12 protein-coding genes are annotated in these 14,132 nt (G+C 35.7%); 2 read left to right on the top strand and 10 right to left on the bottom strand.

Going from position 1 to position 14,132, the window contains the following annotated elements:
* Positions 1 to 124: 124 nt before the first annotated feature.
* Together AC1RPW_RS04225 and AC1RPW_RS04220 are read right to left on the bottom strand one after the other, a co-directional pair.
* Positions 125 to 1,405, bottom strand: a complete 1,281-nt coding sequence (locus tag AC1RPW_RS04225) for a DEAD/DEAH box helicase (RefSeq protein ID WP_481761564.1) — start codon at positions 1,403 to 1,405, stop codon at positions 125 to 127.
* 103 nt (positions 1,406 to 1,508) lie between these two features.
* Entirely contained in the window at positions 1,509 to 2,510 is a 1,002-nt protein-coding gene (locus AC1RPW_RS04220; protein ID WP_481761565.1) for a Gfo/Idh/MocA family protein, read from the bottom strand.
* 183 nt (positions 2,511 to 2,693) lie between these two features.
* On the opposite strand from AC1RPW_RS04220, the gene AC1RPW_RS04215 reads away from it, so the two are divergent.
* Positions 2,694 to 3,089, top strand: coding sequence for a DUF4828 domain-containing protein (locus tag AC1RPW_RS04215; protein WP_481761566.1), 396 nt, complete (start codon positions 2,694 to 2,696; stop codon positions 3,087 to 3,089).
* A 104-nt stretch (positions 3,090 to 3,193) separates the two neighbouring features.
* The gene (locus AC1RPW_RS04210; protein ID WP_481761567.1) at positions 3,194 to 4,513 is read left to right on the top strand and encodes an APC family permease; all 1,320 of its coding nucleotides are present in this window, start codon (positions 3,194 to 3,196) and stop codon (positions 4,511 to 4,513) included.
* 72 nt (positions 4,514 to 4,585) lie between these two features.
* Here AC1RPW_RS04210 and msrB read toward each other — a convergent pair whose 3' ends face one another.
* The 8 genes from msrB to ligA form a co-directional block, all read right to left on the bottom strand.
* Positions 4,586 to 5,023 carry a peptide-methionine (R)-S-oxide reductase MsrB gene (gene msrB, locus AC1RPW_RS04205; protein ID WP_481761568.1) on the bottom strand — a complete coding sequence of 146 codons (438 nt, stop codon included), beginning with the start codon at positions 5,021 to 5,023 and terminating at the stop codon, positions 4,586 to 4,588.
* A 130-nt stretch (positions 5,024 to 5,153) separates the two neighbouring features.
* Positions 5,154 to 6,518, bottom strand: a complete 1,365-nt coding sequence (gene rlmD, locus AC1RPW_RS04200; protein ID WP_481761569.1) for a 23S rRNA (uracil(1939)-C(5))-methyltransferase RlmD — start codon at positions 6,516 to 6,518, stop codon at positions 5,154 to 5,156.
* Between the two features lie 132 nt (positions 6,519 to 6,650).
* Entirely contained in the window at positions 6,651 to 7,691 is a 1,041-nt protein-coding gene (locus tag AC1RPW_RS04195) for a diacylglycerol kinase (protein WP_481761570.1), read from the bottom strand.
* 34 nt (positions 7,692 to 7,725) lie between these two features.
* On the bottom strand, positions 7,726 to 9,156 hold the full coding sequence (gatB, locus tag AC1RPW_RS04190) for an Asp-tRNA(Asn)/Glu-tRNA(Gln) amidotransferase subunit GatB (protein ID WP_481761571.1): 1,431 nt from the start codon (positions 9,154 to 9,156) through the stop codon (positions 7,726 to 7,728).
* On the bottom strand, positions 9,156 to 10,619 hold the full coding sequence (gatA, locus tag AC1RPW_RS04185) for an Asp-tRNA(Asn)/Glu-tRNA(Gln) amidotransferase subunit GatA (protein WP_481761572.1): 1,464 nt from the start codon (positions 10,617 to 10,619) through the stop codon (positions 9,156 to 9,158). The genes gatB and gatA overlap by 1 nt, the downstream gene beginning before the upstream one ends.
* A 2-nt stretch (positions 10,620 to 10,621) precedes the next feature.
* Entirely contained in the window at positions 10,622 to 10,924 is a 303-nt protein-coding gene (gene gatC / locus AC1RPW_RS04180; RefSeq protein ID WP_409022077.1) for an Asp-tRNA(Asn)/Glu-tRNA(Gln) amidotransferase subunit GatC, read from the bottom strand.
* 37 nt (positions 10,925 to 10,961) lie between these two features.
* On the bottom strand, positions 10,962 to 12,110 hold the full coding sequence (locus AC1RPW_RS04175) for a CamS family sex pheromone protein (protein WP_481761573.1): 1,149 nt from the start codon (positions 12,108 to 12,110) through the stop codon (positions 10,962 to 10,964).
* Positions 12,097 to 14,118, bottom strand: coding sequence for an NAD-dependent DNA ligase LigA (gene ligA / locus AC1RPW_RS04170; RefSeq protein ID WP_481761630.1), 2,022 nt, complete (start codon positions 14,116 to 14,118; stop codon positions 12,097 to 12,099). The genes AC1RPW_RS04175 and ligA overlap by 14 nt, the downstream gene beginning before the upstream one ends.
* Positions 14,119 to 14,132 lie beyond the last annotated feature (14 nt).

Genomic DNA, 14,132 nt, shown 5'->3' with positions numbered 1-14,132 from the left:
ACTCAACTCCTTCTTCTGTACGAATTAACCTCTTTAAATATAGCACGGTTACCCTATTCGTGCAATCGCTTACAAAATTAGTCAATAAAAAAATCATCCAATTATTATTGGATGATCCTTCTCATTAATCAAAATGTTCTGCTTTTGGTTTGCGTCTTTTACCTTTATTTTTTTGATTTCTCAAACGAACTTTACGATGTGGTTTCTTTACTGGTTCATCAGATTGCTTTTGACCATCAACTGTTTTGGCTTTCACTTCAACTGGTTTAAGTTTCTTAGCTTTTGGTTCAGCCACACGTTCTGGTCTTTCTGTTACAATCGCACCATCATATAAGTAACCTTTTTCAATTTCAAATGGTGTATTTTTTAAATCTTGTTTTAAGGTACGTAGATCATGTTCATTTCCAAGATTAATAACCATCCCTTCAGCACCCATCCGGCCTGTCCGGCCGACACGATGAATATATGACGTCGTATCTTTAGGCATATCATAATTTACGACTGCGGGTAACATTGGAATGTCCAAACCTCGAGCGGCAACATCCGTCGTTAGTAATAATTTAATTTCATGCTTATGAAGTTGTGATAAAGCATTAGCACGATTAACTTGGCGTTGCTCGCTATCTAAGACAGCGACTGGTACATGATCATATTTTAATTTTTGAGCCATATCTTGTAACGATGATAGTTGGTTAAAGAAAACTAGTGCATAAAAATCTTCAACATTTGCTAAACGACGCAACGTTGATTGACGTTTACGCGTTGGTGTTTCAATTGAATAATGGTGAACGATACCTTGTGTTTGATCAACTTCACGAACATCATAAGTTGTCACATTAGCACCAAACCATTTTTTCAAATCATCTAATATTGCCGTTTCCGTCGCAGAAAAGAAACTTAATTGAATGCCTGCAGGTGCCTGGCTGATTAAATCACGACAAGTTGTTAGTGTTTCATCCGTTAATAAATCATCCGCTTCATCAATGACAACTGATTTAACTTTATGTAATTTAATTTTTTTATCTTCAGCTAAATTCAATAAGCGACCTGGTGTTCCGACAATAATCTCAGGTTTTTTCTTTAAATTTTCAATTTGGCGTTTCATATTAGCACCACCAATAATAGCTTGAACTTTTAAATCAAGTTCTTTAGCCCAAGGACGAATGACACCTGCTAATTGCATAGCTAATTCTTGTGAAGGTGCAATAATCAATAGTTGAATGCCATCTTTAGGTATTAATCTTTCGAGTAAAGGTAAGCTGAACGCTAATGTTTTACCAGAACCGGTTGGTGCTAATCCAAGGATATTTTCACCTGATTTTAGAGGTTCATAAACGGCTTCTTGGATGGGTGATTGTGTTTCAAAACCTTGTTCTTTAAAATATGCATCAAATTTTGGATTCATTTTAGTCTCTTTCTTTTAACTTCATAGGATTAGTTTTAATAATTAAGTATAGCATATAAAAAATAAGCTTCCATTGATTCACAGAAACTTATCTCAATAATTCTTATTTATGATCAGCTGGAAATTCAATTCCGGCACTTTTCCTTAAATCAAACAATACTTGATTAACTGTCACACTAAGTTTTTGCCATTTTATATAATCAGCTTTGTTCGTTACGTCATTGGGGTTATTGATGACTCTAGCAAAATCAATCGCTTCAGCTAACATCGGATTTTTAGCTGGTTTTTGACTAAGTAGTTCTTCTTTATCAGAGCCATCTCGATAAAGAACCTCATTTAATTCAGCTGCATTATCCATCACAATTGTGTCTTTTAGGCCATAGATTTCACTAGTTAAATATGAATTTGCTGTCTTACCAATATTTAAGGTCACTCTAAAATCTTCATAAGTTAGAATTGCGACACCTTTACCATCAACACCTGTTGGTAACATTGTTGGATAGTACTGAACTTCAAGTGGTGTACCAAACCAAGAAATAGCATTATAAACAACGTAAACACCTAAGTCTTGTAATGCACCACCAGAAAATTTTGGTGAGAAGATATTAGGTTCTTCACCTGCTAAAATAGCATCATAACGTGACGAATACTTCATATAAGTTAAAGTTGCGCCTTGGATGGTCTCTAGTTCAGTTACTTTTTGTTCAATAATTTTGAAATTATCTTGATGAATTTGTCGAGCTGCTTCAAATAATTGACTTCCAGGATGTTCCCTAAGAACCGTCTGAATAGCGGCCATTTCTGTTGGATTTGAGACCACTGGTTTTTCGGCAATAACTTTTTTACCAGCTTCAATCGCTAATTTAATTTGTTCAAAATGTAAACTATTCGGAGAAGCAATATAGATTACCTCAAATTTATCTGAATTTAAAAATTCTGTCATATTATCGTAAAAATTTGTTGCACCATATTTTTCACCAAAATCTTTGGCTTTTAATTCGGTTCTTGAATAGACACTAGTCAATTGAAATTCATTAGATTCATGCGCTGCTTCAACGAATTGACCTGTAATCCAATTTGTACCAATAATACCTAATTTAATCATACCCAATACCTCCATTTTATTATTAAATTCATTATAACAACAATTGAACCGTTTTCATAACGATTGCTTTATTTCAATTTTGTGACGATAGATTAAATTTATATATATTTTGGGCAATTCTTTCCGCTTGTTAGCTAAAAGTGCTATATTTAAGTAGAAGAGTTCTAATTAGGAGGGATAGCTGTGAAGAAACGTAGTTTTGCACTACTAGGTGCATCATTTTTTATTGGATTAACGAAAGATATTAAGTCTATAACCGCACCTAAAACTAAGGTTTCTTTACCTATTTTTTATGCTGGACATTGGCTATTCTACGATGAATTAAGTCATCGACACCATAATTTGGATATTTCATCAGACCTCACAATTCGAATTGACGAACGTGCACTCGATGGTAAGATTGAACATATAGATGAGCGTGAACTTAGTTTCTTAGATGAATATGGTTTTCATCTAAGAATTGATGCAAACGATCAAGGACCAGTGAGTTTGTTTGACGAAGCAGATAACCGGACCTATCCCATTAAATTAGCCCCAATTGTAGAATCACAAGATGATAAAAATGAAGATGTAGATTAACAGAATTTTGTTGATTATCATCTTCATTTTTTGTTTCATTACACGTTTAAATAGTCTAAAATAGTTAAATACGCATTTTAATATAGAAACGAGGACCTTTTTCCATGAACAATGATCACCTAAAACGAGATATTGGCTTTTTCGCTGCCCTTTCAACTGTAATGGGAACAGTTATCGGCGGAGGCGTTTTTTTTAAAGTTTCAAGCGTTACACAACAAACCCAATCTGCTAACTTAACTTTATTTGTTTGGTTACTTGGTGGCTTTTTAACTATCTGTGCTGGATTAACCGCTGCAGAACTTGCAGCCGCCATCCCAGAAACTGGTGGCGCCATTAAATATATCGAATATACTTATGGCCGTTTCCCAGCATTTTTACTTGGCTGGGCACAAATAATCATTTATTATCCAGCAAACATTGCAGCTCTTTCAATTATTTTTGGCACACAATTAATTAATCTTTTCCATCTTGATTCACATTTAATTATCCCATTTGCTTTAATTAGTGGAATCAGTATCACATTGATTAACTTTTTAGGCGCCAAAGTTGGTGGTACCTTTCAATCAATTTCATTAGTTTTAAAATTATTACCTATTATTGTCATTGTGATATGGGGGATTTTCACTCCTGGACAAGTGACGTTTAGTTTAATTCCGTTAACATCCGGCGCGCACCAGTCTTTCTTTACTGCTTTAAGTGGCGGCCTTCTTGCGACCATGTTTGCTTATGATGGCTGGATTGGGGTTGGAAATATTGCCGGAGAGATGCACCATCCAGAACGTGATTTACCGAAAGCCATTATTTCAGGATTATTTTTCATCACAATTATCTATACATTAATTAATTTTGTTTTTCTTAAGGCTCTTCCTATTTCAGGATTAGCTGGCAATTTAAATGCAGCTTCTGATGCCTCAAGACAACTATTTGGACAATTTGGTGGTAAGTTTGTGACCGTTGGTATCTTAATTTCAGTCTACGGTGCCACTAACGGCTATACGTTAACCGGTATGCGCGTTCCATATGCGATGGCCTTAGAAAACCAACTCCCCTTTAGTAATTGGCTAAAACGCTTATCTCCTCATACGAGAGTTCCATATATTGCGGGCTTTTTACAAATAAGTATCGCAATAATAATGATGTTCTTAGGTAGTTTTGATTTATTAACAGATATGCTTATTTTTGTTATTTGGATTTTTAATGTACTAGTTTTCGTTGCTATCTTTATATTACGAAAACGTGAACCTGAATTAAATAGACCCTATAAAGTTCCTTTATATCCAATCATTCCAATCATCGCGATTATTGGGGGTATTTTTATACTCGTTGCGACACTATTAACACAAACGACGTTAGCACTTGTTGGTCTATTAATAACGGGACTTGGCATTCCTGTTTACTTTATTCATCAAAAAAGCCAAGGATAATTATACAAATAAAAACATTCAACTTTTAGAGCCAGATAGGCTCATATCCCTTAAGTCGAATGTTTTTATTTTTTATAAATTATTTAAATAGTTACTATATCCAGCAGCTTCCATTTCTGCTTCAGGAATAAACTTCAATGAGGCAGAGTTAATACAATAACGTAATCCGCCTTGGTCTTTAGGTCCATCAGTAAATACATGACCTAAATGTGAATTTGCTTCCTTACTTCTAACTTCCGTTCGTTGATAACCAAAAAGACTATTATCAACCAACTCAGCAATCTTAGAACCTGGGATTGGTTTTGAAAATGATGGCCAACCGCAGCCAGCGTCATATTTTTCTGCTGAACTAAAAAGTGCTTCCCCACTAACAACATCAACGTAAATTCCTTTTTGATAGAAGTCATCATATTTACCGGTAAATGGCGCTTCCGTTGCAGCATGTTGTGTAACTTCAAACTCTTCATTAGTTAAACGTTCACGTAATTCTTTTTCAGTTTCTTTTGACATAATGGACCTCCTAATGTTTTAAGATATCATTAGAATACTCTTTTTCACACTGAATACAATTTATCTGTTTGCAAAAAAAAGGCCAAAAGTAAAATACCTTTGGTCTTCCTCATCTATTATATTAAATTGGTTATTTTTCTAAAATTGTAACTGTTTCAATATGTGTTGTTTGTGGGAATTGATCCACTGGTAAAATTGGTTTTGTAACTTTGTAACCATCATCTAAGAAGCTCTGTAAATCACGAACTAATGTTGAAGGGTTACAACTAATGTAAACAACTTTTTTAGGTTGCATTTTAAGTGTACTTTCAATAAATGCTGGTTCTAGCCCCTTACGAGGAGGATCGACAACTAAAACGTCAGGTCTTAAGTTAGCATGACTCCAGTTTTCCATCCAGTTTTCTGCCATCCCAGTTTCAAAACGAACATTATCAATACCATTAATCTTAGCATTTTCTTTCGCATCTTTAACCGCTGCAGAAACTAATTCTACACCATAGATTTGACGAGCATGTTTTGCCATTGATAATGAAATTGTTCCAATACCACTATAAGCATCAATAACTGTTTCATTACCAGTTAAACCAGCACGTTCAAATGCTGCAGCATATAATTTTTCTGTTTGGACAGGATTAATTTGGTAGAAAGAATGTGGTGAAATTCTAAATGTTAATCCATTTAATTGATCTTCAATATAACCAGGGCCAAATAAAACTTTGTTTTCGCGGCCTAAAATAACATTTGTCTTTTCAGAATTTGTATTTTGAACAATAGTTGTAACCTCAGGTAATGATTCACGGATTGCAGCAGTAATTTCAGTAAACATTGGTAATTTCTTAGAGCGTGTTACTAAGACAATCATCATTTGTTTTGAGTAATGACCACGGCGAACCATAATGTGACGGATAATCCCTTTATGTGCACGTTCGTCATATGCTTCCACATGGAAACGTTGTAAGACATCACGTACAGCTACGATTGCTTTATCAATTTCTTCATCTTGAATTAAAAAATCTTCAATTGCAACAAAATCATGACTGTTTTTCTTGAAGAATCCTGTTTTTAATTCACCAGCAATTTCGCGAACAGGCACTTGTGCTTTATTACGGTAATGGAAAGGATTTTCCATTCCAACAGCATCAGATACTTCAATATCCAAATGCGCTTTTTTCAATAACTCTTGAACTTGTGCTTGTTTGAATTTTAATTGTGCTGGGTATGCTAAATGTTGTAAAGGTGCAATTCCAGTTTGTGTATATGCTGAACCTTTTGTTTCAACACGATCTGGGCTCTCATTACGAAAAGCTAAAACTTTAGCGAAACCAAAGTTCTTGCTAACTTTCATTACACGAATACTAACTTTTTCGCCTGGTAATGCATTTTCAATAAATAATGGGTAGCCATCAACTTTAGCGACACCCATACCTTGATAAGTTAAATCGATAATTTCTGTATCAAATTCTTGGTTCTTTATTACTGGAGGTAGTTTTTTCATTGTTGTCCTTTCGATGTTCCTGCGTATTTACTTTATTCAACCATGTTTAACCCCTAAAAGTCAATAGTTGCCAACTCTAGAAATAAAACAGGATTGAGGCCTTTACCAAGCACCTCAATCCTACTTAATTTCTTAGTTATCTCTTACTTTACTAATTGTACCATTACCGTCAACATCTTCACTATGCATTTCTTGGACTTCTTTTACAAAATGTTCTTCAGCTGTAATTTCGGCAGCCGTACGACCTGACGTAATTGACGTTTCTGGCAATGCATCTGTATTCGCAAAAATTTCGATATGTTGCTTTAAATTTTTGAAAGTCATTGGTGCATCACCACCATATTCACCATCAATATTAATCATCATTTTATTATCGACTGGTTTAGCAATTAATTTAGACGTTTTAACATAAATCACACGTTTATCATTAATATGCTTCCCACCATTTAACACAAGTGCCATTAAATGCAACATTTCGGCGATATTAGTCGCTTTAACAATAAGCAAGGTAAACTTACCGTCATCAAGTGAAGCGTTTGGTACGATTTGTTCAAAGCCACCTACAGAGTTCGTCAATGCTAATAAAAACATTGATGCTTTCCCTTTAAAAATTCCCCCATCATACTCAAGGTTCATTTCAATTGGTTTCATTCTAGGTAACATTTCAGCACCTTTAGCTAAATAAGCCAGATAACCAAAAAGTGATTTAAATTGTGAAGGAACATCATAAGTTAATTCCGTTAATAATCCACCACCAGCGATATTAATGAAATATTTTTCTCCAGCTTGTCCAACATCCATTTTAACTGTGTTACCTTTTGCAATTACTTTTGCAGCAGCAACTGAATCATCCCTAGGTATTTTCAAAGCTCTCGCATAATCATTTGTCGTTCCAGCTGGAATAACACCTATCTTAGGTCGGTGCTTAAGACCAGCAATTCCATTAGCAACTTCATTAATGGTTCCGTCGCCACCAGCAGCAATTACTAAATCAAACCCTGATTTAGCAGCTCTCGTTGCTTCATCTCGAGCTGAATGTTTCTTCGCTGTCGTCGCATAAGCACTAGTTTCATACCCGGCATTTTCAATGATGTCTAGAATACTCACGAGATCACTTTTTAAAGCCTCACGACCGGATGTTGGGTTATAGATAATTCTGGCTCTTTTTCTCATTCCGTTCCTCCACATGAATCTTATTTTAATAAGATTATCTTTGCTTCAATGAGGCCATCAATAATTGATTGACCACATTAGGATTTGCTTGTCCCTGTGTTTGTTTCATGATTTGTCCGATTAAGAATCCAACAGCACGATCTTTACCATTTTTGAAATCTTCAATTGATTGTTCATTGTTATCTAAAATACCATCAATAATGGGTTGTAACTTAGCTGGGTCAGATAATTGAACAAGTCCCTTAGACTCAACCCAAGCTTTAGGTTCGCTACCATTTTTAATAATTTCTTGGAAAACTTTTTTAGCAATCTTACTTGAAATTGTTTCATCAGTAATTAAATTAATCATTCCAGCAAGATTTGCTGGTGTTAATTTAGTATCTTGTAAGTTTAATTTATTTGTATTCATGAACGCATTAACTTCACCCATTAACCAGTTAGCAGCTAACTTAGGATCTGCATCTAACTTAATTGTGTCTTCAAAGAAATCTGACATTTCTTTTGTTTGTGTTAAGACTTCAGCATCATATTCAGGCAAGCCTAATTCACTTGCATAGCGTGTCCGTCGTTTGTCAGGCATTTCGGGAATTGATTCTCTAACTTCTTGAATCCAGTCATCACTAATATGAATTGGTGGAATATCTGGTTCTGGGAAATAACGATAATCGCTAGCCCCTTCTTTGACACGCATCAAAATAGTTGTACCAGTTGGTGCATCAAAACGGCGTGTTTCTTGTTGAACAATACCACCAGACATCAAGACATTTATTTGACGTTTTTCTTCAAATTCAAGTCCTTTACGCACATTTTCAAATGAATTTAAATTTTTCATTTCAGTTTTTGTCCCATAACCGGGTTGGCCAATTGGGTTAATTGAAATATTAACATCAATTCGCATTGATCCTTCTTCCATCTTCACATCAGAAACACCGGTAAATTGAATAACTTGACGTAATTTTTCAAGATATGTGTAAGCTTCTTCAGGTGTTTTGATATCAGGACGTGAAACAATTTCAATCAAAGGTGTTCCTTGACGGTTTAAATCGACATAAGAATAGCCGTTAGGATTATGCGTATTTTTACCCGCATCTTCTTCAACGTGCATTTCTTCAATTCCGATTTTTTTCGTTTCGCCATTAACTTCAATTTCTAAGAAGCCGTTACGACCAATAGGTTCTTCTGATTGTGTGATCTGGTAAGCTTTTGGATTATCAGGATAAAAGTAATTTTTTCGGTCAAAATGGTTATCCTTTGTGATTTCACAATTTAAAGCTAAGGCAGCACGCATTCCGTATTCAATTGCCCCTTTATTGGCAGTTGGTAAAACACCTGGATAACCCCAGTCAATAACGTTGGTATTCGTATTAGGTTCTGCCCCAAAATCAACTTTTGAAGGTGAGAATGCCTTAGAGTTAGTTTTCATTTCAATATGAACTTCAAGTCCAATTGTTGTTTCAAAATTCATTAGTTTTGGCCTCCTAACGTAGGGACTTCTTTATGGAAATCAGTTGCTTGTTCAAATGCGTAACCAGCACGATACATTGTTGCTTCATCGAATGATTTCGCAATTAATTGTAATCCAACTGGTAAGCCATTTGAGAATCCAGCAGGAACTGACATGCCGGGTAGTCCAGCCAAGTTAACTGGAATCGTTAAAATATCATTCATATACATTGTAATTGGGTCTTCAATTTTATCACCAATATTAAATGCTGTATTAGGTGCAGTAGGCCCAATAATCAAATCATAATCATTGAATACATTACGGAAATCATTGCAGATTAAAGTCCGAACTTGAGCTGCTTTCTTGAAGAAAGCGTCATAAGTTCCAGCAGATAATGAGAATGTTCCTAACATAATCCGACGTTTAACTTCATCCCCAAAACCTTCTGAACGAGAACGTACATAAACATCTTCCAAACTCTTAACGTCTTGTGCACGGAATCCATAACGAATACCATCAAAACGTTGTAAATTAGATGATGCCTCAGAAGAAGCTAGAATATAGTAAACGGGCACACCATATTTACTGTTTGGTAAACTAACTTCGTCAACTGTTGCGCCAAGTTCTTCAAACGTCTTAACTGCTTTTTGAATGGCTTCTTTAACACCAGCATCAACACCCTCACCTAAATACTCTTTAGGTAAAGCAATCTTCATTCCTTTAATATCGCCAGTTAATCCAGCAGTAAAATCAGGAACAGCTTGCGCTGAACTCGTTGAATCATGAACATCGTTACCACTGATTGCATTTAAAACAGCAGCGTTATCTTTAACGCCACGTGTGAATGGTCCAATTTGGTCCAAACTTGATGCAAATGCAATTAAACCATAACGTGATACACGACCATAAGTTGGTTTTGTTCCTACGACACCATTAAATGAAGCAGGTTGACGGATAGAACCACCAGTATCTGAGCCTAAAGCAGCAATAACTTCACCTGAAGCAACTGCAGCAGCTGAACCACCTGATGAGCCACCGGGAACCTTCGTTGTATTCCAAGGGTTTTTTGTTGTTTTAAAAGCTGACGTTTCAGTAGAACCACCCATAGCAAATTCATCCATGTTTGTTTTACCAATTGTCACCATTTGTGCTTGGCGCATTTTTTCAATCACTGTTGCATCATATATTGGATTGAAATTTTCTAACATTTTGCTTGCAGCAGTTGTTGTTAAATCCTTTGTCACAATATTATCTTTAACAGCCATTGGTATCCCGGCTAAGACATTATTTGCATCGATACCAGCAGCATCAACAGCCTTAGCTTGGCTAAGTGCCATTTCTTCGTTCATTGCGAGGAAAGCAGAAATCTTTGAATCACGTGCTTTAATTTCAGCAAAGGTTGCCTTCGTTAATTCTTCAGAACTCATTTCTTTATTAACTAATGCGTCATGTAAACTTGATAAATCTTGTTTGAAATAATCCATGCTTAAGCTTCCTCACTTTCATCAATAATTGCTGGCACTTTAATAAGGCCATTTTCACTATCCGGTGCATTTTTAAAGAGTAAGTCTCGATCTGTTCCTTCTTCTGCGACATCTTCACGCATCACATTGAGAACATCTGTAATATGTGTCGTTACTGGAACGCCTGTTGTATCTACTTCTGATAATTGTTCAGCCATTCCGATAATATCATCTAATTGACTGGTAAATAGTTCTAAATCTGTATCACTGAGTTCTAGTTTAGCTAACTCTGAGACATGTTTGACTTCTTCTTTACTAATTGACATTCAAAACCATCCCTTCAAAATTCAAATTAATTTCTTTTTAATAACTGGTAAATACATGCGTATAGTATGTGCTTTCTTTAGCTGTTTTGGCAAGGAAACTTTGCATTGTCCCATCACTACCTTTGATAGTAATGTCAATTGGAATCCCTGATGCTAAATATTTCACGGCCGTTGTTGATAAATATTGAGTGAAACTAATAATCTCTGTTTCACTATAAAATTGAGTTGTAATATTGATGTGCATCCCTGTAATTGCTTTGTTTTTATATTGTACCTGTGCTGTTACACCTGCTAAATTAGGAAAGAAACTTTGAACTTCAGTTTTAAAATTCGTAAATGTCGTTTCATCATTTGTATTAGGTGATGTGGCCGTCGATGTCGTTGGGAACGTATAACTCTTAATTGAAACATCATCCCAATTATCAATCGTCGTTTTACCATTCTTATTCACAGCGTAGGCGTAGAAACTACCGCCAACTAAACTATCGTTTGGTGCTTGCTTGTACATTGCCACCATGATTGGAACGCTATCACTAATTCCTTTGGTTTTACGAAGACGAGCAACCACTTTGTTAGCAGCTTCTTTACCCTTTTCTCTCATTGTTGCATCAGAAATAACGGTTTTATATTCAGCCCCATATTCTTCTTTTTGATAATAATCAACTGAGTTCATTCCGATACCTACCGAGATACCCGAGAGTGATAATTTGCTGCCTTTTTTTGTCATAAAATCTTGTTCTTCAACTTGCTGTACATACATGGGATTACGGTCTGTTTCACCCGTTTTACCATTACTCTTAGGGTTTAATCCGTCTTTATTAGCACTTGATTCACGTCCTAACCAGCTTTGAACAGTCGTTTTTGTTAAATATTGTCCTTCTTGGAAAATATAACTGTCAGTAGCAAATTGATCTTTAGATAAATCTAACAGACCAGATTCAAAACTTTTTAAATTCAAGACATTGTCATTTTGTGTGAGTGCCACACCTCTTGATTTACTTGTTAAATATTTACCATCTTTAATGACACCTTCATAGTTACTATCACTTGTTTGGCCAGTTGTCTGGTAACCAGAACTTGATGTATTTTTAGAGGTTCCCGACGAGCCTGATGAGGCAACATTGCCACAGGCTGCTAAGAAAATTAACGAGAAACTTAACATAAGTCCAATCTTAATTTTTTTCATATGACACTCCTTCCATAACTGAGATAAATTGTTGTTCATCCCAAATTTCAATTTCTAGTTGCTTCGCTTTTGTTAACTTACTTCCAGCATCATGCCCGGCAATTAATAGGTCTGTTTTTTTCGAAACACTACCAACAACAGAAGCACCATTTGCTTCAAGCCATTTTTTAGCATCGCTTCGTTTCAACTGATCAAGTGTTCCCGTTAGGACAACTTTCTTATCCATCACGGGACTACCTTCAGCTAATTCTGCAATTTCAGCAGTTGTTTTGCCTAAAAAGGTTAAGTTAACTTGCGCATTATCCAGTTCATCAATCAATTCACGAACTTGGTCATTGGCAAAATAAGTCACAAGACTATCCGCAATCACCTGTCCGATTGAATCAATGACGAGAATATCTTCGGAAATTGCTGTCATTAATTGATGAATATCTTTAAATTCGGCTGAAACCAATCGAGCAGCCTTAGCTCCAACATGCCGAATTCCTAGTCCAAATAATAAGCGTTCCACTGAATTTTGTCGGCTAATATCAATTGCATTTAATAATTTATTAACCGATTTTTCTTTGAAATTATCTAGCGTTAACAGTTGATCGGCAGTTAACTGATACAATCCTGCAACATCACTAATTAACTTATTTTCAAATAATTGTTCAACAATTTTAGGCCCTAGTCCATCAATATTCATCGCATTTCTAGAAGCAAAATGTGCCAGACTCTCTTTAATGAGTGCGGGACATTTTGGATTGATACAACGTAATGCAACTTCTTCATCCAGATGAACTAATATTGCTCCACAAACTGGGCAGTTCGTTGGCAAACTATACACAACACTGTCTTCTGGTCGTTTATCTAAGACAACTTCAGAAATTTCTGGAATAATATCCCCAGCCTTATGCAACTTAACCGTATCGTTAATTCTAATATCTTTTTGTTTCAGTAAATCCCCATTATGCAATGATGCCCGAGAAACTGTTGTTCCCGCTAACTGCACAGGATTCATGATTGCAGTTGGTGTTACGACACCTGTTCGACCAATCGTCCATTCAATATCTAGAACTTTAGTTTCTTGCTCGTCTGGCGGGAATTTATAGGCAATTGCCCATTTTGGAACTTTAACCGTATTACCAACTTCATCATGAATCGTGAATAAATTTGCTTTAATAACAATACCATCGATATCGTAAGATAAATCATGACGTTTTGCTTGATATTCATTAATGTATGCCGAAATTTCTGTCATATCACTCGTAACACGTGATTCAGTATTTGTTCTAAATCCAAGTTTAGACAAGCGTTTTAACGCATCACTTTGAGTTTTGACATCCGGATCAACTATATAATAGATAAATGTACTCAATTGTCGTTGAGCCGTTTCAGCTGTATTTAATTGTCGTAAACTACCTGCTGCTGCATTCCTAGGATTAGCAAATACCGTTTCTCCAGCTTCCTCGCGACGTTTATTCAACGCAACAAACGCCTTTGTTGGCATGTAACATTCTCCACGAACTTCAATTGAAATGGGTTCCGTCAATGTTAGTGGAATTGATTTGACTGTTTTAAGATTTTCAGTAATATTTTCACCAATTGTGCCATCTCCACGAGTTGATCCTTTAACGAATACACCATTTTCATATGTTAACGAAATGGCCAATCCATCAATTTTGAGTTCAGTATTGTAACTTACCTCAGCATCAACTGATTTTTGTAATCGTTGATCAAATTCCGATAGTTCTTCAATGGAAAAGACATCCCCCAATGAAAGCATTGGTACTTCATGCGAAACTTTTTCAAAACCAGGCAGTACCTGGCCACCAACACGTTGCGTTGGTGAATTAGGTGTCACTAAATTAGGAAAGGCTTTTTCAAGTTCTACTAGTTGTAGGTAGTGTTCATCATAAACATGATCTTCAACTGTTGGCTGATCAAGGACATAATATTGACGCGTCCATTTGATTAAGTCAGTTTTTAATTGATTCACTCTATTAGTTGCTTCTTCCAATGTTATGGCTTGATTTGACA

This window comes from Dellaglioa sp. CoH-55-MRSF-8, from assembly GCF_056782195.1.
The sequence above is the reverse complement of the archived record's forward strand: the minus strand, read 5'-3'. Positions and strand labels throughout refer to the sequence as shown.

Excerpts from the sequence above, each read along its gene's own strand:
- msrB (WP_481761568.1), bottom strand. The coding sequence starts at position 5,023 with ATGTCAAAAGAAACTGAAAAAGAATTACGTGAACGTTTAACTAATGAA.
- gatA (WP_481761572.1), bottom strand. The coding sequence starts at position 10,619 with ATGGATTATTTCAAACAAGATTTATCAAGTTTACATGACGCATTAGTT.
- AC1RPW_RS04210 (WP_481761567.1), top strand. The coding sequence starts at position 3,194 with ATGAACAATGATCACCTAAAACGAGATATTGGCTTTTTCGCTGCCCTT.
- AC1RPW_RS04175 (WP_481761573.1), bottom strand. The coding sequence starts at position 12,110 with ATGAAAAAAATTAAGATTGGACTTATGTTAAGTTTCTCGTTAATTTTC.
- gatB (WP_481761571.1), bottom strand. The coding sequence starts at position 9,156 with ATGAATTTTGAAACAACAATTGGACTTGAAGTTCATATTGAAATGAAA.
- rlmD (WP_481761569.1), bottom strand. The coding sequence starts at position 6,518 with ATGAAAAAACTACCTCCAGTAATAAAGAACCAAGAATTTGATACAGAA.
- AC1RPW_RS04225 (WP_481761564.1), bottom strand. The coding sequence starts at position 1,405 with ATGAATCCAAAATTTGATGCATATTTTAAAGAACAAGGTTTTGAAACA.
- gatC (WP_409022077.1), bottom strand. The coding sequence starts at position 10,924 with ATGTCAATTAGTAAAGAAGAAGTCAAACATGTCTCAGAGTTAGCTAAA.
- AC1RPW_RS04195 (WP_481761570.1), bottom strand. The coding sequence starts at position 7,691 with ATGAGAAAAAGAGCCAGAATTATCTATAACCCAACATCCGGTCGTGAG.
- AC1RPW_RS04220 (WP_481761565.1), bottom strand. The coding sequence starts at position 2,510 with ATGATTAAATTAGGTATTATTGGTACAAATTGGATTACAGGTCAATTC.